This window comes from Amycolatopsis pretoriensis (assembly GCF_900107925.1).
In the GTDB taxonomy this organism is placed as follows: domain Bacteria; phylum Actinomycetota; class Actinomycetes; order Mycobacteriales; family Pseudonocardiaceae; genus Amycolatopsis; species Amycolatopsis pretoriensis.
Window position 1 is genome coordinate 291456 of sequence record NZ_FNUJ01000005.1, and the last position, 21591, is coordinate 313046.

21 protein-coding genes are annotated in these 21591 nt (G+C 71.7%); 9 read left to right on the forward strand and 12 right to left on the reverse strand.

Translation table 11 applies throughout. The features are described from left to right. Positions 1-347: 347 nt before the first annotated feature. Complete coding sequence (locus tag BLV96_RS23075) at positions 348-1190, reverse strand: patatin-like phospholipase family protein (protein WP_167379703.1); 843 nt, start codon at positions 1188-1190, stop codon at positions 348-350. 30 nt (positions 1191-1220) lie between these two features. Then, a complete protein-coding gene (locus tag BLV96_RS23080) occupies positions 1221-1502 on the reverse strand; it encodes a DUF2277 domain-containing protein (protein WP_086675629.1) in 282 nt (93 codons plus the stop codon). Positions 1503-1604: 102 nt separating this feature from the next. Between BLV96_RS23080 and BLV96_RS23085 the strand changes: the two genes are divergently transcribed. Then, positions 1605-2546, forward strand: a complete 942-nt coding sequence (locus BLV96_RS23085; RefSeq protein ID WP_167379704.1) for an Ldh family oxidoreductase — start codon at positions 1605-1607, stop codon at positions 2544-2546. On the opposite strand, the gene BLV96_RS23090 is transcribed toward BLV96_RS23085, so the two are convergent. Then, a complete protein-coding gene (locus tag BLV96_RS23090) occupies positions 2543-2767 on the reverse strand; it encodes an RNA-binding S4 domain-containing protein (protein WP_086675627.1) in 225 nt (74 codons plus the stop codon). The genes BLV96_RS23085 and BLV96_RS23090 overlap by 4 nt on opposite strands. A gap of 7 nt (positions 2768-2774) precedes the next feature. After that, the gene (locus tag BLV96_RS23095) at positions 2775-3578 is read right to left on the reverse strand and encodes a trypsin-like serine peptidase (RefSeq protein WP_086675626.1); all 804 of its coding nucleotides are present in this window, start codon (positions 3576-3578) and stop codon (positions 2775-2777) included. Between the two features lie 149 nt (positions 3579-3727). Here BLV96_RS23095 and BLV96_RS23100 point away from each other — a divergent pair, with 149 nt between their 5' ends. Together BLV96_RS23100 and BLV96_RS23105 are read left to right on the forward strand one after the other, a co-directional pair. Then, on the forward strand, positions 3728-4546 hold the full coding sequence (locus tag BLV96_RS23100; protein WP_086675625.1) for an SDR family oxidoreductase: 819 nt from the start codon (positions 3728-3730) through the stop codon (positions 4544-4546). A gap of 90 nt (positions 4547-4636) precedes the next feature. Then, the gene (locus BLV96_RS23105) at positions 4637-5248 is read left to right on the forward strand and encodes a hypothetical protein (protein ID WP_086675624.1); all 612 of its coding nucleotides are present in this window, start codon (positions 4637-4639) and stop codon (positions 5246-5248) included. Between the two features lie 2 nt (positions 5249-5250). On the opposite strand, the gene BLV96_RS23110 is transcribed toward BLV96_RS23105, so the two are convergent. Both BLV96_RS23110 and BLV96_RS23115 read right to left on the reverse strand, forming a co-directional pair. Continuing rightward, a complete protein-coding gene (locus tag BLV96_RS23110) occupies positions 5251-5910 on the reverse strand; it encodes a response regulator (protein WP_086675623.1) in 660 nt (219 codons plus the stop codon). Continuing rightward, positions 5907-7490: a sensor histidine kinase gene (locus BLV96_RS23115; protein WP_086675622.1), complete on the reverse strand. Its 1584-nt coding sequence runs from the start codon at positions 7488-7490 to the stop codon at positions 5907-5909. The genes BLV96_RS23110 and BLV96_RS23115 overlap by 4 nt, the downstream gene beginning before the upstream one ends. Before the next feature lie 194 nt (positions 7491-7684). Here BLV96_RS23115 and BLV96_RS23120 point away from each other — a divergent pair, with 194 nt between their 5' ends. From BLV96_RS23120 to BLV96_RS23135, 4 genes are all read left to right on the forward strand, one after another. Next, entirely contained in the window at positions 7685-8491 is an 807-nt protein-coding gene (locus BLV96_RS23120; protein ID WP_086675621.1) for an ABC transporter ATP-binding protein, read from the forward strand. Then, entirely contained in the window at positions 8481-9365 is an 885-nt protein-coding gene (locus BLV96_RS23125) for an ABC transporter permease (protein ID WP_086675620.1), read from the forward strand. Before BLV96_RS23120 ends, BLV96_RS23125 begins: the two co-directional genes overlap by 11 nt. 13 nt (positions 9366-9378) lie before the next feature. Continuing rightward, a complete protein-coding gene (locus BLV96_RS23130; RefSeq protein WP_086675619.1) occupies positions 9379-10428 on the forward strand; it encodes an ABC transporter substrate-binding protein in 1050 nt (349 codons plus the stop codon). 191 nt (positions 10429-10619) lie between these two features. Then, the gene (locus BLV96_RS23135) at positions 10620-11330 is read left to right on the forward strand and encodes a G1 family glutamic endopeptidase (protein ID WP_086675618.1); all 711 of its coding nucleotides are present in this window, start codon (positions 10620-10622) and stop codon (positions 11328-11330) included. 1 nt (position 11331) lies between these two features. On the opposite strand, the gene BLV96_RS23140 is transcribed toward BLV96_RS23135, so the two are convergent. Beyond that, complete coding sequence (locus BLV96_RS23140) at positions 11332-11940, reverse strand: DUF1345 domain-containing protein (RefSeq protein WP_086675617.1); 609 nt, start codon at positions 11938-11940, stop codon at positions 11332-11334. Positions 11941-12031: 91 nt separating this feature from the next. After that, positions 12032-14941: an ATP-binding protein gene (locus BLV96_RS23145; protein ID WP_086675616.1), complete on the reverse strand. Its 2910-nt coding sequence runs from the start codon at positions 14939-14941 to the stop codon at positions 12032-12034. A gap of 445 nt (positions 14942-15386) precedes the next feature. Here BLV96_RS23145 and BLV96_RS23150 point away from each other — a divergent pair, with 445 nt between their 5' ends. Then, complete coding sequence (locus BLV96_RS23150) at positions 15387-16490, forward strand: S1 family peptidase (protein WP_086675615.1); 1104 nt, start codon at positions 15387-15389, stop codon at positions 16488-16490. 95 nt (positions 16491-16585) lie between these two features. On the opposite strand, the gene BLV96_RS23155 is transcribed toward BLV96_RS23150, so the two are convergent. The 3 genes from BLV96_RS23155 to BLV96_RS23165 all read right to left on the reverse strand — a co-directional run bounded on the left by BLV96_RS23155 (position 16586) and on the right by BLV96_RS23165 (position 18881). Next, positions 16586-16990 carry an SsgA family sporulation/cell division regulator gene (locus tag BLV96_RS23155; RefSeq protein WP_086675614.1) on the reverse strand — a complete coding sequence of 135 codons (405 nt, stop codon included), beginning with the start codon at positions 16988-16990 and terminating at the stop codon, positions 16586-16588. 154 nt (positions 16991-17144) lie between these two features. Next, complete coding sequence (locus tag BLV96_RS23160; RefSeq protein WP_086675630.1) at positions 17145-18371, reverse strand: MFS transporter; 1227 nt, start codon at positions 18369-18371, stop codon at positions 17145-17147. A 36-nt stretch (positions 18372-18407) separates the two neighbouring features. Continuing rightward, on the reverse strand, positions 18408-18881 hold the full coding sequence (locus BLV96_RS23165; RefSeq protein WP_086675613.1) for an Lrp/AsnC family transcriptional regulator: 474 nt from the start codon (positions 18879-18881) through the stop codon (positions 18408-18410). A 213-nt stretch (positions 18882-19094) separates the two neighbouring features. Between BLV96_RS23165 and BLV96_RS23170 the strand changes: the two genes are divergently transcribed. Continuing rightward, entirely contained in the window at positions 19095-20084 is a 990-nt protein-coding gene (locus tag BLV96_RS23170; RefSeq protein ID WP_086675612.1) for a beta-ketoacyl-ACP synthase III, read from the forward strand. Here the strand turns inward: BLV96_RS23170 and BLV96_RS23175 are convergent. After that, a complete protein-coding gene (locus tag BLV96_RS23175) occupies positions 20072-21571 on the reverse strand; it encodes an adenylate/guanylate cyclase domain-containing protein (RefSeq protein WP_086675611.1) in 1500 nt (499 codons plus the stop codon). The two genes, BLV96_RS23170 and BLV96_RS23175, sit on opposite strands and share 13 nt — an antisense overlap. Positions 21572-21591 lie beyond the last annotated feature (20 nt).

The window sequence follows — 21591 nt, forward strand, 5'->3', positions numbered from 1 at the left end:
GACACAGCGGCTCGCCGCGGGCGGCCCTGCCGTGGCCCGGCTCATCGCGAGCGCTGCGGACAGCGAACCCCGGCGCGCGCCGAGGTGCCCGGCGGCCGCGCGGCTTGGTGAACTTGGGCTTGGCGAACCCTGGCGCGCGCTGAGGTGCCCGGCGGCCGCGCGGCTTGGTGAACTTGGGCTTGGCGAACCTCGGCGCGCAGTGAGGTGCCCGGCGGCCGCGCGGCTTGGCGAACTCGAGCTTGGCGAACCACGGCGCGCGCCGAGGTCCCCCGGCGGACGCGCGGCTCGGCGAACCCCGGCCTGGCGAACCGGGCTCGGCGCTCCCTCGCCTCGGCGCGAACGCCGGCCTAGGTCCAGCTGAGCGTCAACGCCGCCCCTTGCGCTCTCCCCGCTTCCGCCGCCGGGGTCCGGGTCGCCGGGTCGAGCGGGTTCGCGCCGATCGCCGCCACCGAAGCCTCGTCCGGGGTGATCAGCGCGACCTCCGCGCCCGCCGCGCGCAAATCCTCCAGCACCTCCGGCAGCGGTTTCTCCATCGGGAACGGCGAATCCGCCGCTCCCAGCGGGGACACCACCGTGACGCGGGTGCAGCCCGTCGCGTAGTCGGCGTTGTCGGCCGAGCGGACGCCGCCGTCCACGTACCGCTTGCCCTCGATCGTCACCGCCGGCCAGATGCCCGGGACCGCGCAGCTCGCCGCCACCGCGTCGACCAGCGACACCCCCGACGCGCGGTCGAACCGCCGGGGCTCACCGGTCGAGGTTTCCACCGCCACGATCACCACTCGCTGCTCCGGCCATTCGTGCACCGGCAGCCGTTCCGCGACCACCGCGCGGCGGTCGGCTTCGGGCACCGTCTCGGCCGTGAGCGCGAGCCGGCTCACCGCGCGCCGGACCTCGGCCGGGGTCGCCGCGCCGGTGACCGCGCCGCCGAACTCCGCCGCGAACTTCTCGAAGTCGACCTCCACCGGGATCTCCCGGCTCTGCCGCGCCGGGTCCGCTTGGCGCGCGTACAGCTCCGCCAGCGCCACCCCGCTCGTCACCTGCGCCGCGACGACCGAGCCCGCCGACGTCCCGACCAGCAGGTCCGCGCCCGTCAGGTCCTGGCCGTGTTCGGCCAGCCCGGTCAGCAACCCCGTCATCCACGCGACGCCGGCGACTCCGCCGCCGCCCAGCACCAAACCCTGTCCGCCCATGCGGCCAGCCTAGCGACGGGGTCCGACAATTTACGGGCGCTTCAGCGCCTGGGCCGCGATCCGCGCCCGGACCTCGGGACGGCGCAGCGGCGGCACGGTCGCCGGTGGCTGACGGCGTTCGGGCAGCTGCTCGAGCAGTTCCGCGGTGATCCGGGTGATCTCGGCGACCGCCGCTTCGAACGGCTCGCGCGTGGCGTCCGAAAGCGACTGCACGCCGGTCACCTTGCGGACGTACTGGCGGGCCGCGGCCTCGATCTCCTCGCCCGTCGCGGCCGGCTGGAGCCCCCGGAGGGTGGTGATGTTTCGGCACATGCCGCCCAGGGTACGTCGCTTCGGACTCCTCGATCACACGGTCGGGTAGGGCCGGGCGAACCTCGTTGACGCCCGCCCCCGCGCTTGGGCAATGTCGAGGAAGTGCCACTCAGACCGCGTCCCTTCCGCTCCGCCCGCCCCGAACCCCGCGTCCTCGAAGAAGAAACGCCGGAAACCCCGATCCCCGAACAGGCCTGGCCGAGGGTGCGGGCCGACGAGCTGGTCACCCTCGTGGCACACGTCTTCGCCGCGCACGGCTTCCCCGAAGCACGCGCCCGGATCGCCGCGGAAGCGCTCTGCCACGGCGACCTGACCGGCTCGCCGGACACCGGCGTCGCCGACCTGACCCGCGTCCACCTGCCCCTGCTGGAATCCGGGCACGTCGTGCCGCACGCCCAGCCGCTGATGATCGCCGACCGCGGGGCCGCCGCGCTGCTCGACTACCGCCGCGCGTCCGGGCTCTGGGCGGTCGGCGACGCCATGGACCGGGCCGTGGCGCGGGCCGGCCGCTTCGGCGTCGGGCTGATTTCGCTGCGCGGGATCGGGCCGTTCGGCCGGGCCGGGCACCACGCCGCCCGCGCGCTGCCGCACGCCATGATCGGCCTGGTCCTCGCCGCGGGCGGGGAACCTGGCCAGCCGGTGAACCCGCTCGGCATGGCCGCGCCCGGCGGCGCGTACCCCGAGTTCGTCTTCGACATGGACAAGCCGGGCGAGGAAGCCGCCGGCCTGACGCTGCTGGTCGAGGTCCTCGCCGGCGTGCTCTCCGGCGTCGCCGACCACGAACACGACACCGGCCTGCTGGTGCTCGCGATCGCGCCGACGACGTTGCGCAGCGCCGACGGCTTCTACCGCGCGGCCAGCGCGCTGTTCGGCAGCATGCTCGGCTGGGAAGGCGGCGCGCCGATCCGGTACCCCGGCTGGCGCGAGGCGCAGCACCTCGAGCAGTGCCGGGCGCTGGGGGTGCCGCTGCCCGGCCCGGTGCGACGGGAGCTGGACGCGCTGGCCGCGTCGATCGGCCTGCCGCCGCTGACCAGCGTCGGTTAGGCGACCAGGACGACCTTGCCGCTGTCGGCGCCCACCGTGACGACGTCGCCGTCGGTCAGCTGGCGGCCGCGGCGGGTCTCGACCTCGCCGTTGACCGTGACCTCTTCGGCGTCGATCAGGTCCTTCGCGTGGGAGCCGTCTTCGGCGAGGCCGGCCAGCTTGAGGAACTGGCCGAGCCGGATGGGCTCGCCGGTGATGGGTACGTCGACGGGATCGCTCATACGCGCATCATGCCCGGGCGGTCGTCTGCCGGTAGAGGGCCTGGACGTCCGTGTCGAAGTAGCTCGAATACGACGTGTCCGGGTCGTCGCCGCCGTACTCGAACCCGCCGATGACGCCGACGACCGTGCCGAGGCGGGTCTTCGGGTCCGGCGAGGTGACCCACGGGCCGCCGCTGGTGCCGGTCGGGAAGCCCGCGCAGTCGACTTTCAGCTGGTAGGTGTCCTGCTTGCTCGTCGTGTTCCGGCAGACGGCGGGTACCTCGGAGTCGTCCGGGTAGCCGGTGAGCGTGATGGCCTGCTCGAACGCCGTGCCGGTGGCCAGGGTGTTCGCGCCGACCAGGCTTTCCAGGGACCTCGCGGCCCCGGTCTGGTGGGCGGTGGCGAAGCCGACGTCGAGGTCCGGGTCCGACGAGCTGCTCCAGCCGGGCGCGACGAGCTCGTCGGCCACCGTCCAGTAGCCGAACGGCGCGACGCCGTCGTGGTAGCCGGGCGCGAAGGTGACGCCGGTGAGGTAGTCGCCGCCCTCGCCGTCGTGGATGCAGTGGGCCGCGGTCAGCAGGACGTCGCCCTGGTCGCTGTGGACGACGCTGGCGGTGCAGTAGTGCGCGCCGTCGAGGAACAGCGCGCCGACCGCGGGGCTGGACACCGCGGGCAGGTCGGGCGTCGACACCGGCGCCGCTTCGACGACCCCGGCGTCCGGCGGGGTCGCGTTCGCCGTGCGCGCCGGCCGGGTCGCGAAGACGACGAAAGCCGCGCCGAGCAGCAGGACCGCGGCGAGGGTGAGCAGGACGGCGGGCCGCCGCACGCGCATCGCCTCCTCGTCCAATCTCGCAGGGTCCACTCGCCCCCGGGGCACCGACCCCATCACCTTAAGGCGCCGCACCGACACTTTCGGCACACCCACAGCAAGCTCACAGCCGCTAGTATCCGTAACTCGGGAGTAACACCCAAGGAGGGCCGATGAAGCAGTTCGCGGACAAGGTCGTGGTGGTCACCGGGGCGGGCTCGGGGATCGGGCGGGCGCTCTCGCTCGAGTTCGCCCGTCGCGGGGCGCGGATCGCGCTCTCCGACGTCAACGCCGCGAACGCGGAGGAAACCGCGAAACTGGCTGGTGACAACGCCCGCGCGTACACCCTGGACGTCGCCGACCGCGCCGCCGTGCTGGCCCACGCCGACGAGGTCGCCGAGGAGTTCGGCCGCGTCAACGTCGTCGTCAACAACGCGGGCGTGGCGCTGGGCGCGACCGTCGAGGAGATGACCTTCGAGGACTACGACTGGCTGATGGGCATCAACCTCGGCGGGGTCGTGAACGGGACGAAGGCCTTCCTGCCGCACCTGATCGCCTCCGGCGACGGGCACGTCGTGAACATTTCCAGCGTCTTCGGCTTCGTCGGCGTGCCGACGCAGAGCGCGTACAACGCGGCGAAGTTCGCCGTTCGCGGATTCACCGAAGCGCTGCGCGAAGAAATGCTGATCGCGCGGCACCCGGTCGCGGTGAGCTGCGTGCACCCCGGCGGCATCAAGACGAACATCGTGCGCAACGCGCGCAGCATCGCCGACGACCAGGAGGAGGCCGCCCAGGGCTTCGAGCGGATCGCGCGGACGACGCCGGAGAAGGCGGCGCAGACGATCCTGCGCGGCATCGAGCGGAAGTCCGCGCGGATCCTCATCGGACCGGACGCCTACGTCATCGACGCGATCCCGCGCGTGCTCGGCTCGGCGTACCAGCGGCCCTTGGCGATCCTCGCGCGCATGGGACTCAAACAAATGGGCAACTAGGCTTCACTCATTCAGGTTGCCTTTCGGACAGCGTCGTCCGAAATGGTCCAGAATGCGTGGGGTCCGCCAGTCCCGTCCCGGAGGTCCCCGATGCTTCGCACCGCACCGCGCAGTGCGACCCGTTCGTCCAGCGACCGCACCGCGGTGGAACTGCTGGACCGCACCGGCATCGTCGCGGCGAGCCTGCCCCGGCGCCGCCGCACCGACGACGACCTGCCCGCCGCCGAGCCGATCTTCACCCGGCCGCCGGTGTGCGACCAGGACCTGCGGCCGAAGTCGGTCGTGATCCGGCGCCGCGCCCGCACGTGGCTGGGCAGCGGCGCCGCGGTGCTGCTCGTCGCGGCCGGCTGGCTCGCCGGCGGCCTGGCCACCGGGAGCCTGTTCGGCTCGCCGCCGGCCGACGTCGCCCAGCTGGACGCGCGCCCGGCCGTCGCCGAGGCACCCCCGCAAGCCCCGCAGGCGCCGGTCGCCACGCCGGCCCCGTCGACCGTGTACGTCCCCGTGCCCGCGAAGCCGGCCACGAAGAACGTGCAGGCGAAACCGCAGCCCAAGAAGAAGCCGGCGGAGACCGACGAAGCCCGCGTCGACCTGCCGTCACCGACGCCGACGTCGGCCAACCTCGTCCAGTCCTGGGTCGGCGTGGCCGAAAGCATGATGCAGCAGTACCAGTACCGCGCGGACACGACGACCACGCGCCGCTGACGTCAGGCGTCGCTCCAGCGGTACTCGTGCTCCGGGCGCCCGGTGGCGCCGTAGCGCAGCCGCATCTGGACCGTTCCGGACTCGGCGAGCGCCGTCAGGTACCGCTGCGCCGTCGCCCGCGCCATGCCCAGTTCGCCCGCGACCTCCGCGGCCGACAGCGGGCGCCCGGCGCGCCGCAGCTGCTCCGAGACCAGCCGGGACGTCGCCGTCGACTGGCCCTTCGGCGCCGACGTGCGGTCCTGGTCGTGCAGCACGCGGTACGCGCGGTCGACGTCGTCCTGGGCCAGCGCGCGGTCTTCGCCGAGCAGGCCGCGGAAGCGTGCGTACGAGGTCAGCCGTTCCGCGAGCTGGCGTGTGGTGAACGGCTTGATCAGGTAGTTCAGCGCGCCGGCCCGGATCGCCGCCGCGACGGACGCGCTGTCGGTCGCCGCGGACAGCACGATCGTGTCGGTCTGCAGCTCCGGGAGCACCGCGAGCCCGGACTCGTCGGGCAGGTAGACGTCGAGCAGGATCAGGTCCGGCGCGAGCTCCCGGACGCGGGCGCGCGCCTCGGCCGCGGTGTGCGCGGTGCCGACCACCGCGAAGCCCTCGACCTCCTCGACGAACCCGGCGTGCACCCCGGCGACCCGGAAGTCGTCGTCGACGATGAGCGTGCGGATCATCCGTCCTCCGTCAGCATTCCGGGCAGTTTCGCGACGAACAGGGCACCCGTCTCGCCGTCGCCGGGACCGGCCAGCCAGACGTCGCCGCCGTGGGCGCGCGCGGCCTGGCGGGCGAGCGCCAGCCCGAGGCCGTGGCCGGGCGCGATCTTCGTCGAGACACCTTCGTCGAACAACGTCCCCCGCAGGTCCTCCGGCACACCGGGCCCACTGTCCACAACGGACAGGTGCAGCGTCCCGCCCTCGGCCAGCAGGCTGATCTCGACGGTCGCCGGCCGCCGCGGGCCCATCCGGGCGGCGTGCAGGGCGTTGTCGACGAGGTTGCCGATCACGGTGTTCGCGGCGATCGGGTCGGTCACGGTCGTCGGCACCCAGGTGTCGTCGGCGAGCTTGAGCGTGAGACCTTTTTCCTGCGCCTGCTCGGTTTTCGCGACGAGCAGCGCCTGCAGGTACGGGTCGGCGACGGCGTCGCCCAGCTCGCTCGGGCGCGCCGACGGCGAGTCCGTCAGCGTCTGCAGGTACTCGACGGCTTCGGTGTGGTGGCCGAGCTGGAGCAGCCCGTAAAGCGTGTGGAGCCGGTTGGCGAACTCGTGCCGCTGGGCGCGCAGGCCGTCGGACAGCGCGCGGATGCCGTCGAGCTCGCGGGTGAGCGTGTCGAGGTCCGTGCGGTCGCGGAAGGTCAGCACCGTGCCGATGTCCCGGTCGTCCAGCCGGACCGCGCGGGAATTGACCACCAGGACCCGGTTTCCGGCCACCGCAAGCAAGTTGTCGACCGGGCGTCCCTCGGCGACGGCCTTGTGCAGCCGCGGGGAAAGCTCCAGTTCGGACAGACCCGCGCCGAGCGGGAGTTCGGTGCCGAGCAGGCGTTCGGCTTCGTCGTTGCGCACCGAGACGCGGTTCGCGTCGTCGACGGCGAGCACGCCTTCGCCGATCCCGTGCAGCACGGCTTCGCGTTCGTAGAGCAATTCGGTCAGCTCGTGCGGTTCGAGGCCGTGCGTGACGCGCCGCAGCCGCCGGTTCAGCAGCGCCGACGCGCCCGCGCCGAGCAGCAGCGCGCCGCCGGCGAACAGCAGCGTGATCACCAGGAGCCGGTTGAAATCGCCGGTGGGGTCGGCTATTTCGAAGCCGACACTCACTTCGCCGACCACCCGCCGGTGATCCGGTGTCCAGATCGGCGTCTTGCTGCGGACGGACAGTCCAAGCGTGCCGCTCGCCACGGTGTTGACGTCGTCCAGCCCGGCGAGCGCCCGGTCGGCCGAGGTGCTGACCTTCTTGCCGATCTCGCTCGGTGTCGGATGCGCCAGCCGGATGCTGTTGTCGTCGGTGATCACGACGAACAACGCGTCCGTCCGCTCTCGCACCGCCAACGCGCGTTCCTGGAGCGCGCCACCGGGGATCTTCGCGGCCGTGTCGGCCATGACGACCGGATCGACCGCCACCGACTTCGCGATGGCCAGCGCGCGCTCGCCGTACTGCTCGTTGAGCGTCCGGGACAGCAGCACGCTCACCAGCGCGACGCCGATCCCGACCACGAGCACGACCACGCCGATCTGCAGCAGCAGCACCTGCCGGCTGAACCGCATGCTCGGGAAGAGCGCCCTCTTTGGCATGACTGGGGACCATACCCCCAGGTCAAGCGCGTGCGCTAAATGAGCAAAACATTCAGAACGCACAGCTCGCGCGGAGAACGTCGACAAGCTTCACGCGGACGCCACGCCTACTTAACGTCCTCTCCCAACGCGTGACCCCCACCACGTGACGAAGGAGTCACCTCCCCATGGTCCCCCCACTGATCGAACTCACCGGAGCCACCAAACGGTTCCCGAGCGGGTCCGGTTCCGTGCACACGGCCGTCCGCGATCTGACCATGACCGTGCAGCCCGGCGAGTTCGTCGCCGTCGTCGGCCCCACGGGGTGCGGCAAGTCGACGACGCTCTCGCTGGTCTCCGGCCTGCAGCCGCCGTCCGCCGGCCGGGTGCGGGTGAACGGCGAGGACGTGAAGTCCATTCCGGACGGTGTCGGCTACATGTTCCAGACCGACGCGGTGATGCCGTGGCGGTCGGTGCTCGACAACGTCGCGTCCGGCCCGCGCTTCCGCGGTGCGTCGAAGTCCGAGGCCCGCGCGCAGGCCGTCGACTGGATCGCCCGCGTCGGGCTCGCCGGGTTCGAGAAGTACTACCCGCACCAGCTCTCCGGCGGCATGCGCAAGCGCGTCGCGCTGGCCCAGACCCTGGTCACCAAGCCGAAGATCATGCTGATGGACGAGCCGTTCTCGGCGCTGGACGTCCAGACGCGGGCGCTGATGCAGGACGAGCTGCTGCGCCTGTGGTCCGGTTCGGGGGCGGCGGTCATCTTCGTGACGCACGACCTCGACGAGGCGATCGCCTTGGCGGACAAGGTCGTCGTGCTGACCACGTCGCCGGCCACCGTGAAGGACGTCTTCGAGATTCCCCTGGAGCGGCCGCGGAAGGTCGAGGACCTCCGGCTGACCGAGGAGTTCCGCAAGCTCTACGCGGACATCTGGGAATCGCTGCGCAGCGAGGTCGACAAGGCCCGCGAGAAGGGAGCGAGCAATGTCGCTTGAGACCCCCGCGGCCCCGGCCGCTTCCCTGCCGGTGCTGGAAACCGAGCAGGACATCCTGACCAAGGCCAAGCGGGCGACGTCCCGGCGCCGGCGCAACACGTGGCTGCTGCGGCTGGCCCTGGTGGTCGCCTGGCTCGGCAGCTGGGAGCTGACGGCGACCTACTGGATCGACCCGTTCTTCTACTCGAAGCCGTCCCGCATCTGGGAGCGGCTGGTCGAGTGGATCACCGCCGGGACCGACTTCGGCTCGCTCTGGTACCAGCTGTGGGTCACCGTCGAGGAAGCCTTGGTCGGCTTCGCCATCGGCGCGGTCGCCGGTGTCATCTTCGGCGTGATCCTCGGCCGCAGCCAGTACCTGGCCGACGTGCTCGCGCCGTTCATCAAGGCCGCCAACGCGGTCCCGCGCATCGTGCTCGCCTCGCTGTTCGTCATCTGGTTCGGCCTCGGGCTGGCGTCGAAGGTCGCCACCGTCGTCGTGCTGGTGTTCTTCGTGGTGTTCTTCAACGCCTTCACCGGCGCCCGCGAGGTGGACCGCAACCTGATCGACAACGCGCGGATCCTCGGCGCCGGCCGGATGCAGGTGATCAAGGCGATCGTGCTGCCGAGCGCGACGTCGTGGATCTTGTCTTCGCTGCACACCGCGTTCGGCTTCGCGCTGATCGGTGCGGTCGTCGGCGAGTACGCCGGGTCCAAGGCGGGCATCGGCTTCCTCATCTCGAACGCGCAGGGCACGTTCGACTCGGCGGGCATCTACGCCGCCATGATCATCATCACCGTCGTGGCCCTCGTGGCCGAGTGGGGCATCGGAAACCTCGAGAACCGGCTGCTGCGGTGGCGGCCCTCGATGTCCACCTCCACCCAGACCGTCATCTGAAAGGACCGAATCGATGAGGATTCGCCGAATCGCCGGCGCGCTCACCGCGCTGACCGTGGTGGCGGCGCTGACCACCGCCTGCCAGGACTCCCGCACCGCCGCGACGGGCGAGGGGGGCAAGCCGAAGGTCACGATCATGGTCGGTGGCCTGGAGAAGGTCATCTACCTGCCCGCCATGCTCACCCAGCAGCTCGGCAACTTCGCCGCGCAGGGCATCGACGTCGAGCTGCAGAGCGAGCAGTCGGGTGCCAACGCCGAGACCGCGCTCGTCGCCGGGCAGGTGCAGGGTGTGGTCGGGTTCTACGACCACACGATCGACCTGCAGGCCAAGGACCAGTGCATCAAGAGCGTGGTCCAGCTGGCCAACATCCCGGGCGAGGCCGAGGTCGTCGGCACCGCGCACGCCGACGCGATCAAGAGCTCGGCCGACTTCAAGGGCAAGAAGCTGGGCGTCACGTCGCTCGGGTCGTCCACGGACTTCCTGACGAAGGCGCTGGCGGCCAAGGCGGGCGTCGGGGCCGACCAGTACACGCCGGTGAAGGTCGGCGCCGGGCAGACGTTCATCGCCAGCCTGGACAACGGCGGCATCGACGGCGGCATGACGACCGACCCGACGATCGCGCAGCTGACCAACACGGGCAAGGCGAAGGTGCTCTACGACCTGCGCACGCCCGAGGGCACGAAGGCCGCGCTGGGCGGGCTTTACCCGGCGTCGTCGCTGTACATGAGCTGCGACTTCGTGGACCGCAACAAGGACGCCGTGCAGAAACTGGCCAACGCCTTCGTGGCCACGCTGAAGTGGATCGGCCAGCACAGCCCGGAGGAGATCGCTGCGAAGATGCCGCCGTCCTACAGCGGTGGCGACAAGGCGCTGTACGTCAAGTCGGTCAAGGACAGCATCGGGATGTTCAACGGCGACGGCAAGATGGACGCCGACGGCGCGAAGAACGTCCTCGAAGTCCTTTCCAGCTTCTCGAAGAACGTGCAGCCGAAGAAGGATTCGATCGACCTGTCGAAGACGTACACGACCGAGTTCGTCGACGCGGCCGCGAAGCAGGGCTAGCAGCCCCGCTCACCTGACCGGGCGGTTGGTGAGCGAAATGGACCCGTAAAGGCCTCTTTCCCCCGCGGAGGCCTTTACGGGTCTTTTCGGACAATGGCAAGACCATGCGAAAGTAGCTACCTTCTTTTTCGCGTTGCTCCAACACTTGGGGAACGGTTTTCCCGGTCCCCCTCGGTGAACGGAGTCCCCGCATGTCCAGAATCCTTTCGTCGCGTGCTGCCCGCGTCCTCACGGCCGTCGCCGCGGCTGCCGCCGGTCTCGCCGTCTCGGGTACCGCGCACGCGGCTGTCGAGTACGGCTCGCACTTCCACGGCCACCAGTTCTCCGGTGGTAACTGGGGCGGTTACGTCAGCTTCGGCAGCTTCACGACGGCGACGGCGAGCTGGACCGAGCCGACCGTGACCTGCCGGTCGAGCAACGACCTGTTCGCGCCCTGGGTCGGCATCGACGGCGACGGATCGTCCACAGTGGAGCAGACCGGCGTCGAGACGGACTGCTCGAGCGGCCGTCCGGTGTATTCCGCCTGGTACGAGATGTACCCGGCCGCGCCGGTCTACTACAACGTGTCGGTCGGCGCGGGCGACCACATCACCGCGACCGTGACCCGCACGGCCACCAACACCTACCGGCTGGACCTGTCCGACACGACCAAGGGCTGGACCAAGACGACCACGAAGTCGCTGACGTCGAAGCACGCGTCGGCGGAGGCCATCATCGAGTCGCCGACCGACTCCTACCCGACCATTTCCGGCGGCATCAAGTTCACCGGCGTCAAGTTCAACGGCACGAACCTGGCCTCGACCAACCCGTCCGCGCTGAACGCCGACGACCGCGGCACGAACACCTGGATCCCGGGCGCGATCGGCTCGGACGGCCAGAGCTTCACCATTTCGCGCCACTGACTCATTTCAGGTTGTTGATCGCCCAGGCGACCACCATCACCGCGAGGATGAGTGAAATGACGGCTTGCAGCATCATCGTCAGCTTCGCCCAGATCCGCAGCGGCATGACGTCGGTGGGGCTGAAGGCGGCCGCGTTGGTGAACGAGAAGTAGAGGTAGTCCAAATAGGACGGTTCCCAGTCCTGGTGCGCCAGGTCCGGGTCGGCCATCTGCGGGAACTGCAGGTCGGGGAACTCCGCCCGGCCCGCAGCCCGCCGGCCCGGGCCGCCGCGGTCGAACTCCCAGTACCAGAGGGAGAAGGCGACGATGTTCGTCCAGTAGACGATCCCGCCGGTGACCAGCACGGCCCCGGCGTGGTCGCCGATCGTGCCGGCCGCGATGCGGTAGACGAGCGTGACCGCGGACCCGGCGTTCACCGCGGTCACGGCGGCGACGAGCAGCAGCGAGATGACCCGTTCGACGGCGCTGAACTGCGACATCCGGCCCGGGTTGACCAGCAGCAGCGCGACGACGAGCAGCCCCGAGACGGCGGGCAGCAGCCACCGCGGCTGCAGCGCCATGTCGTCGGGCAGGACGACCTGCAGCACGAGGGTGGCGACGACGACGCCCATCGCGGGCCAGCGCGTCTCCCCGGAGGTCCGCCGGCGCCAGGCGGGAAGTGCCTCTTCTGTCACGCGCCCAAAGTAGGACGACCCGGCCCGGCTAGCCAGCCGGTGCCGTCGTCACCTCGCCGGGCAGCTTTCTCGCCACGTCCGTTCTCGACCGCGCGCCCAGCTTCCGCAGCACCTTCGCGACGTGCTGTTCCACTGTGCGCGGCGAGAGGAACAGCCCGTCCGCGATCTCGCGGTTCGTCCGGCCCTCCGCCAGCATCCGCGCGACTTCGCGTTCTCGCGGCGACAACTCGCTGCCGTACCCGCGTCGCCCGCGTTGTGAAGGCGCCCACGCGCCGTGCTCCCGCAACTGGTGGCGGCAGCGTCCGGCGTCCCGGGTCGCGCCCAGGTGCTCGTACGCCTCGGCCGCCGCGGTCAGCTCTTCGACGGCGTCCCGGTTGCCCGCGGCGAGCCGGCACATCGCCGCCCGTTCCCGCATGGCCGTCGCCGGGTACGGCATCGGCAGCGCCGCGTACCCCGACGCGGCCTCGTCGAACAGCGTCGCCGCGGCCAGGTGCTTGCCGCGTGCCTCCAGCAACACCGCCCGGCCGGCCACCAACGCGGCCGCGGCGACCGGCGCGTCCCGGTCTTCGATGCCCCGGGCGAACGCCTCGACCACGCTGTCGGCCTCGGGCCAGCGCCCGGCCCGCGCGTACGCCTGCGCCGCCGCCGGGACCAGCGCCGCCGCCCAGATCCAGACGCCCTTGCGCCCGGCCGCGGCCACCGCCGTGTCGGCCACCGCGCACGCGCCGTCGACGTCGTCGGTCGCCAGCAGCACCGAGATCAGCACCCCGGCGGCCGACAGCACCACCGGGATCGGCCCGCGGTCCGGCGCGTGCACGCTCGCCGCCGTCAGGTGCCGTTGGGCGGCAGCGAACTCCCCGCGCACGGCCGCGAGGCCACCGAGCACCAGCGACGACTCCATGACGATCGGGCCGAGTTCCGGATAGCTGTCCCGCAGCTGCTCGGCCGCTTCGGCGAGGCCGGACCAGCGCCCGCGCACCCAGTCCAGCCGGACGCGGGTGCCCTGGATCAGGCCGATCGCGTACAACGCGCCCGCGTCGGTCGCCCGCCGGACGCCCTCGGTCACCAGCCGTTCGGCGCGGTCGAGGTGGCCCGCCCACGACTGGCCGTCGGCGAGGTTGCACCACAGCCGGGCCAGCTGGACGCGCTCGGCGACCGTGCCGACGGTGTCCGGGAGCGCCTCGAACTCCGCCCACGCCGAGCCGTCGCCGACATGCGACGCCGCCGCGATGCGGTCGGCGGTCAACGCCAGCCGCAGCTCGGGGTCGTCGAGCCGGTCGTACACCTCGCCCGCGCGGGCGCGCCAGGATTCGTGCCACGACAACGGCGTCAGCCCGTCGATCGGCTGGGCGAGCAGCGTGATCCCGCGCGCGGCGAGGTCGGGCCGGTCGGTCAGCTCGCCGACCGCGCGCTCGACCTCGAGGCGCCCGCGGCCGAGGCCGCCGATGGTCCGGACCTGCAGCATGCCGAGGCTCAGCCGGATCGAGCCGCGCACCGACGGCGGCAGCGTCACCTCTTCGAGGACGCGCTGCAGCGTGCCGATCACGTCGGGGCGGAAGCCCCGCAGCGCGACCTGGCTCAGCTTGCCGGCGACGCGCCCGACGTCGGACTCCGCCGGGCCGGGTTCGGCGAGCACCGACTGCAGGAGGTCGATCGCGCGGGACGTCTCGCCGCGGGTGACGGCCTCGTCCGCGGCGGCTTCGGCGTAGTGGCGCCACTGGTCGACGCGGCCGGCCGCGCGGGAGTGGCGGGCCAGCAGCGTGAGTGGCGGGGACGGTTGCGCGGCGAGCACGCGGATCGCCTGCGCGTGCAGCAACGCGCGTTCGGGCCCGCTCACGGTGTCGTAGACCGCCTTGCGCGCCAACGGGTGCCGGAAGCCGTACTTGCTGTCGCCGACTTCGCCGAGCACGCCGCCGGACAACGCGGCGAGCAACGCCGTGCGGAGAGCGTCGTCGGCCAGGCCGGCGAGTTCGCCGAGCACGGCGGCTTCGGCGCCGACGCCGAGCACCGCGGCCGCGCCCGCCAGCAGCACGGCCGGCCCGGGCAGCGCGGCCAGCCGTTCGGTGACGGCTTCCCGCAGCAGCACCGGCACTTCGAGGTTCTCCAGCATCCGGTCGGACAGCACTTCGCCGACCGGCAGCCGCTCGGCCGCCTCGCGCAGGGCCCGCAGGGTTTCCTCGGTCACGAACGGGATCCCGGCGGTGCACTCGTGCAGCTTCGCCGCGAACTCGTCGGTGACGCGGGGCAGTTCGAGGATTTCGACCGCGAGCTCGCGCACGGCCGCGACGTCGAGCGCGCCGAGCGCGACCCGCGCGGAGTGCACGGCCGGGTCGGTCCGGAAGGGCGCGCCGAGCGGGCCGGGCCGCACGTCGGTCGCCGACCGGTAGGTGGCCACCACCGCCAGCTCCGGCGGCATCGAGCCGGCGAGGAACCGCATGAGGTCACGGGTGTCTTCGTCGGCCCACTGGAGGTCGTCGATCAGCACGAGTGTGGGCCCGCAGGCCTGCAGGACTTCCCGCACCGCCCGGAAGACGCGGTGGCGTTCGGCAACGGGGTCGGCGAGTGGTTCAGGCCGCGGGGGAAGCGCTTCCGCGAGCTCCGGCAGTAACGGCCGCAGCACGCCGGCGACCGGGCTGAGCGGGCCGAGTTGCGCGTCGCCGACCTCGCGAAGCGCTTCCAGGACGGGCCCGTAGGGAAAGGGTTCCCGCAGCGGCTGGCAGGCGCCGGTGAGCACGCGGCCGCCGTCGAACTCCTTGCGGCGCCCGATCTCCGCGAGCAGCCGGGTGCGGCCCATGCCCGGCTCGCCCTCGATGAGCACGGCGGCCGGGCGCCGCTTGAGCACATCGACGATCGTGTCGAGCTCGGTGTCGCGCCCGGTCAGCCGGGCGGGTCCCGACCGGACGCTCACCGAGGTGGGGCGGGGAGCCGTGAGCCACATGACGCGCCCTCCTCGACCTACCGGGGTGTGCGCGGAGCCTAAGCAGCGCTCGACGCTCCGTAAACCATTTACCGAATAGGTGGTCGGTACCGCCGTCACACGTCCGCCTACTCGCTGTCACCGGTTTGCCGCGGGATCCGCTGGCCCGGCGTCACCGCGCGTGCGAAACGTCGGCGTTTCGCACGATCCGGCGGTGCTTAACACGTTCAGGGTGGCGAGGCGGCTACCGAAAGTAGTGTCCGGAAACCCTACTTAAGGACCTGTCCGACCGGGTGACAGACCATGGTCGAGACCGCTTGGAGCAGGGGATTCGTCCGGGGTGAATGCGTATACCCATTCGCCGGGCGCCCGGATTGCACCGTAACGCCCACTGCGGGGACGCTCACCCGGGGGAGTACCACTGCGTGGCCGGTGCAGAGCCGCGCGTAACCACCTAGGGAGAAGCATGAAGATCGCCAGACTCTTCGGTGCCGCTGCCGCCGCGGTGACGATGACGGGTGCGCTCGTCGCGGTCGCCGTCCCCGCGTCGGGCCAGGACCTGCTGAACCCGGACATCGTGCCCGCCATGCAGCGCGACCTGGGCCTGACCCACGACCAGGTGCTGACGCGGCTGAAGAGCGAAGACGTCGCGAACAAGGTCACCGAGGCCGTCAGCGCGACGCTCGGTGACGCGTTCGGCGGCGCCACCTACAACGCCGCCACGGGCAAGGCGCACATCCAGACGACGGACGCCGCGTCGGTCGCGAAGATCCAGTCGTCCGGGGCCGAGGCGGAGGTCGTGAAGTTCAGCGCCCGCCAGCTCGACTCCACTGTGGACAGGTTCAAGGCCCTCGACGCCTCCGCGCCGTACGCGATCACCGGCTGGGGCGTGGACTCCACCACCAACCGCGTCACGCTTTCGGTGCTGCAGGGCCAGCGCGCCGCCGCCGACGCGTTCCTGACGAAGTCCGGTGTGGACAAGTCGTCGGTGACGATCCTCGACGCGACCTCGAAGCCCACGCTGCACGCCAACATCCGCGGTGGGGACGCCTACTACATCGGCGGTTCGTCGCGCTGCTCGGTCGGTTTCGCGACCACGACCGGCTTCGTCACGGCGGGCCACTGCGGTGCGCTCACCGGCGGCGGCGCGCTGACCGGCTCGAACGGCGCGTCGCTGGGCAGCTGGATCACCTACCGCTTCCCGGGTGTCGACTACGCGGCGGTTCGGACCAACAGCAACTGGACCCCGGTCGCGCAGATGAACAACGGCACCGCGGTGCGCGGGCAGTCGAACGCGGCGACCGGCTCGTCGGTCTGCAAGGCCGGCTCCACCACCGGCTGGACCTGCGGCACGATCGGCGCGAAGAACCAGAGCGTCCGCTACTCCGAGGGCACGGTCAACGGCATGACCGCGACCAACGTCCGCTCGGCGGCCGGTGACTCCGGCGGCGGCTTCATCAGCGGCAACTCGGCGCAGGGCGTCCTGTCCGGCGGCAACACCAGCGTGACGTACTTCTACCCGATCGCCGGCGCGCTGTCGGGCACCGGCACCACCCTGAAGACCAGCTGATCCCCGGCTGAAACAGCGAAAGGGCGGGTTTCGAGTGCCTCCAGCGCACTCGAAACCCGCCCTTCGTCCTCGCCGCGGGATTGGGAGGTTCGGGGTCAGACGTTGCTGATCTCCTCGATCAGCCCGTCGACGTCGAAGTGCGCGCTCTCCTCGCCGAGCGGCACCAGTTCGTAGGAGGCGTCGAGGAACGTGCGGACGTCCTCGACTTCGAGCTCGAACGACGCATAGCCGTCCGGTGACTCGATTTCCAGGGTCAGGAAGTCTTCGTCCTCGGAGAGGTCCGGGCGGATCCGGACGTCCCCGAGGCCGGCCGGCTCGTCGATGCCGTCGACCAGGAGGTCACGCGCGAAGGTCCACTCGATCCACCGGCCGCGCTCGGTCCGGAACGCGACGGTGACCGCGAACGGCTCTTCGGCGTGGTAGGAGAGGCGGGACAGGACGGGCGTGGTGCTTTCGTTCAGCACCACGAACTGGCTCTGGTGAACGGCGTCGGTCTGCATGGCCCCTCCTGGACTCCGGTGGCGGTTCGCGCGGCGCGAACTGTTCGAGGAGGAGATGACCAGGCACGACGGTCATGACGAAGAAACTCTCACGTTCACTTGATCGGTTGCATCCGTCCATTGTGGTGTAACGTCCGGCACATACCCCTTGCGTTCACCCGGCGACTGCCGGTGACGGTTCGCGCAACGCCTCGGGCAGCTTCTTCCGCAGCGCGAGCAGGGCCGGGACGGCTGCGGTGCTGGTCAGGGCCAGAACGGTCCAGGTCAGCGCGTTGCCGACGCTGAGCAGGGCGGCCAGCAGCCCGGGCGCGAGCGCGACGGGCAGACCCCACGAGAGCTGGAAGATCGAGCTGGCCCGGCCTTCGGCGCCGGCCGGAGCGGCCGCGGCGGCCGCCGCGGTACCGGTGGGGCCGAACATCGCTTCGGCGACGGAGAAGCCGAGGCTCGTCACCATGATCAGCGCGGCGGCCACGGGCAGGGGGACGATTTCCAACGGGATCAGCAGGGCGAAGGAAACCGCGAAGAGCCCGGCGGCGCCGAGGAGCCCGGCGGTCCGGCTGCGCCCGGCGAGCAGCGAGACGATCGGGCGCTGCGCGGTCACGACGACCACGGTGCCGAGGGTGATGGCGGTCCCGGCGATCCACTGTGGACCGTGCAGCAGATCCCGCACGACGATCGGGAGGACGGCGAACTTGCTCGCGCTGGCGAGCGTGAAAGCCGTGTGGGTGACGCAGAACCCGGTGAAGGGCCGGTTGGCCAGCACGGCCCGCCAGCTCCCGGCGGAGCTTTCACGTGAAAGCTCCGCCCCCTGGTCGGCACTTTCACGTGAAAGTGCCGGCAGCAGCGCGATCAGGCCCGCCGCCACCGCGAAGCTCGCCGCGTTCGCGTACGCCAGCGCGTGGAACGCCGCCTGGCTCGTGATCGCCGGCAGCACCGCCATCGCGGCCGCACCGACCCCCGCGCCCGCGAAGCGCCCGACCGTTTGCGTCGCCAGCATCCGGTCCGTCTCGGTCCCCGACGTCAACCGGGCGACCATCGGCGCGTTGCACGTCCAGAACAACCGGTCGCCGAAGCCGGCGACCACCGACACCGCGATCACCGGCCAACTGGTATGGACCAGTGGGTAGGCGCAGAAGGCCCCGAGCCGCACGAGGTTGCCCGCGATGAGCAGCGCCCGCGGCCCGAACCGGTCCATCGCCACCCCGGCCATCGGGCCCGTGACGAGCGCGAGCAGCGCCCCGGTGCTCAGCGACGTCCCGGCGTCGAGCAGGCCCATGCCCTGCCCGTGCACGAGGAACAGCAGCGCGAACGGCACCCACAGCCCGCTGCCGAGCGCGTCGATCAAGGTCACGGCCAGGAAGATCCGGCGGTTCCGGAGCATGCTCACCCCCAGGTGGACAGCGCTCCAGCGTATCGCTCAGAGGCCGAGCGGGAGGGTGAGCCCGACCTTCACCCGGTCCATCGCCACGCTCGTCGTGAAGTGCCGGACGTTCGGGTTGTCGAAGAACATCCGCCGGGTGAACGCCTCGAAGCCGGTCATGTCCGGGCACGTCACCACCAGCACGAAGTCGGCGTTGCCGGTGACGTAGTAGCACTGCTGGACGCAGTCGTCGGCCAGGACCTGGCGGCGGAACGCGTCCAGGACCGCGAGGTTCTCGCGCTCCAGCTCGACCATGACCACGAACGTCATGCTCAGCCCGAGCGCCTCCGGCGACAGCACCGCGACCTCGCGCTCGATGACGCCCGCCTCGCGCAGCCGCTTGATCCGCCGTTGCACCGCCGCCGCGGAGAGGCCGACCTTCGCGCCGATCGTCTCGGCGATCGTGCGGGCGTCCTCCTGGAGGCAGGCGAGGATGGCGATGTCCAGCTGGTCGAGGTCGGGTGTCTGCACTCCAGCAGGCTAACCGGGACCTACGACGATTTGCCGCGAGTTCGCTTCCGGCTCACCCCACCGTGACCCCGCTCACTACTCCGTCCGAGGGGAAAGTGAAACAACTTTTTTCGTGACCTGGAACACAACTCACCGGTCTACCAGGGGGTAGCCCATAGAAGTGGAAGACCAGCCGGACGCTCCGCCAACCCGCCGGCGTGGGGAGGCTCTCCCGTGCCCGCACCTGCCGCCGTGCTGACCGGCCTCGGCTCGTGGCTGCCGACGAAAGTCCTGGACAACCACGAGATCGCCGCCCGGCTCGACACCACGGACGAGTGGATCCGGACCCGCACCGGCATCCGGGAGCGCCGCGTCGCGGGGCCGGAGGAGTCCACTGTGGATCTCGCGGTCGGGGCGGGCCGTGAGGCGCTCGGCGGGGGTTCCGCCGACATCGTCGTCCTCGCGACGTCGACCCCCGACCAGCCCTGCCCGGCCAGCGCGCCGCAGGTCGCCGCCCGGCTCGGGCTCGGCACGGCCGCGGCCTTCGACGTCAACGCCGTCTGCAGCGGGTTCGTCTACGCGCTGGCCACGGCGGCCGGCTTCCTCGCCGGCGGCCTGGCCGAGCGCGTGCTGGTGATCGGCGCCGACACCTTCACCACGCTCATCGACCCCGGGGACCGCACGACGGTCCCGATCTTCGGCGACGGCGCGGGCGCGGTCCTGCTGCGCGCCGGCGAGCCGGACGAGCCCGGCGCGTTCGGCCCGTTCGACCTGCACAGCGAGGGCGAGCACGCCGACCTGCTGTGGGTTGAGGCCGGCGGCGCGCGGCGGCGGCTGTCCGACCAGCCGAGCGACCGCTTCCTCGCGATGCAGGGCACCGCGGTGTTCCGGCACGCCTGCGCGCGGATGGCCGAGTCGTCGCGGACGGTGCTGGACCGCGCGGGCTGGATGGTCGGCGACGTCGACCGCTTCGTCGGCCACCAGGCGAACATCCGGATCCTGCAGGCGACGGCCAAGCAGCTCGGCATGCCGGCCGACGCCGTCGTCGCCAACATCGACCGCGTCGGCAACACCAGCGCCGCGTCGATCCCGCTCGCCCTGGCCGACGCCCGCGCCGACGGCACCCTCGCGCCCGGGCACCGCGTGCTGCTCAGCGCGTTCGGGGCGGGGCTGACCTGGGGTTCGACGGTGCTGCGCTGGCCGGATCTGGGTCAGCTGTCCTGAGGTTTCGGGCCGGCCGTCCAGGTCGGCGTCGCCTCCTGACGGCCGCGCAGCTCCAACTCGCCGTGTTTCTCCCAGTGGGCGCCTTCGCTCGGCAACGCGGCCGAGACGACGGCGTCGCTGGCGAGGATGCGTGAGGGCACCGCCTTGGCCAGCTCGGTCAGCCGCGCGGCCTCGTTGACGGCGTCGCCGATCACGGTGTACTCGAGCCGGCTGCTGGCGCCGAGCTGCCCGGCGAACACCGGGCCGCTGGAGACGCCGATGCCGAGGTCGAGCTCGCCGTCCGCGCACACCTCGTCCCGGATCGCGCGGGCCGCGGCGAGGGCGGCGGTCGGGCCGTCCGCGAGCCGGGTCGGGGCGCCGAAGATGCACAGCGCGGCGTCGCCCTGGAACTTGTTGACGAGCCCGCCGCGGGCGTTGACCGCGGAGACGACGGCGGCGAACAGCCGGTTCAGCTTCCGCACCAGCTCCTCGGGCGGGGTGCGGTAGGCGAGCGCGGTCGAGTCGACGACGTCGACGAACAACGCCGTCACCTCGCGGACGTCGCCGGACAGCGACGCGCCGTATTCGAGGGCGTGCCGGGCGACGTCGGCGCCGACGTGCCGGCCGAAGAGGTCGCGCATCCGCGCCTGCTCGCGCAGACCGGCGGCGAGCTGGTTGACCGACGTCTGGAGCAGGCCGATCTCGCTGGAGTCGTCGACGTCGACGGCGACCTCGTTGTCGCCACGGGCGATCCGGTCGAGGGCCACGCGCAGCCGGTGCAGGGGCGCCGCGACGGCCCGGGCCAGCAGCGCGGTCCCGATGGCACCGACCGCGAGGCCGATGACCGACAGCATGATCAAGCTCGCGGTGTGGTTGCCGGAGCCGAGGTCGGGCGGCGTGGCGACGAGCAACACGCCGACGAACGGGACGCCGCTGGCCAGCGCCCAGGTGACGACCAGCCGGGTGAGCACGGTGACGGGCAGCGACCCCCGCGGCGGCAGGATGCCGAGGGCGATGGTCATCACCGGCCGCGCGACCCATTCGGCGGCGAGGTAGGTGAGCCCGACGGTGGTGAGGCCACCGAGCCCGATGACGGTGGCCATGCCGACGGCGTCTTCCCCTGAGCCGAGCACCCCGGCGAGCACGCTGAGCACGACGGTCCCGATGAGCCAGAGCGTCCCGCTGACGACGGCCATGTCGACGGGCAGCCGCAGGGCCCGGCGGGCTTCGCTTTCCGACGGCGGGCGGCCGAGCACGAACCAGATGGCGGTCCGCCGCTGCAGCCAGGCGGTCCAGAGCGTCCCGGCGAGCAGCGACCCGGCCACGATGGCGGCGGCGGTCAGACCGAGGACCCAGCCGCGGTCGCCGACGTCCCCGGGCAGGCCTTGGAGGAGGAGAAGGAGGGCGACGACCCCGGAGCCGGCGACGCTGGAGCCGATGCCGAGCCCGGCGAAGCCCAGGCTGGTGCGCAACACGACCCGGAAGTTCCGCACGGCGATCTTGCGCACGGCGTTGATCGTACGGCCGG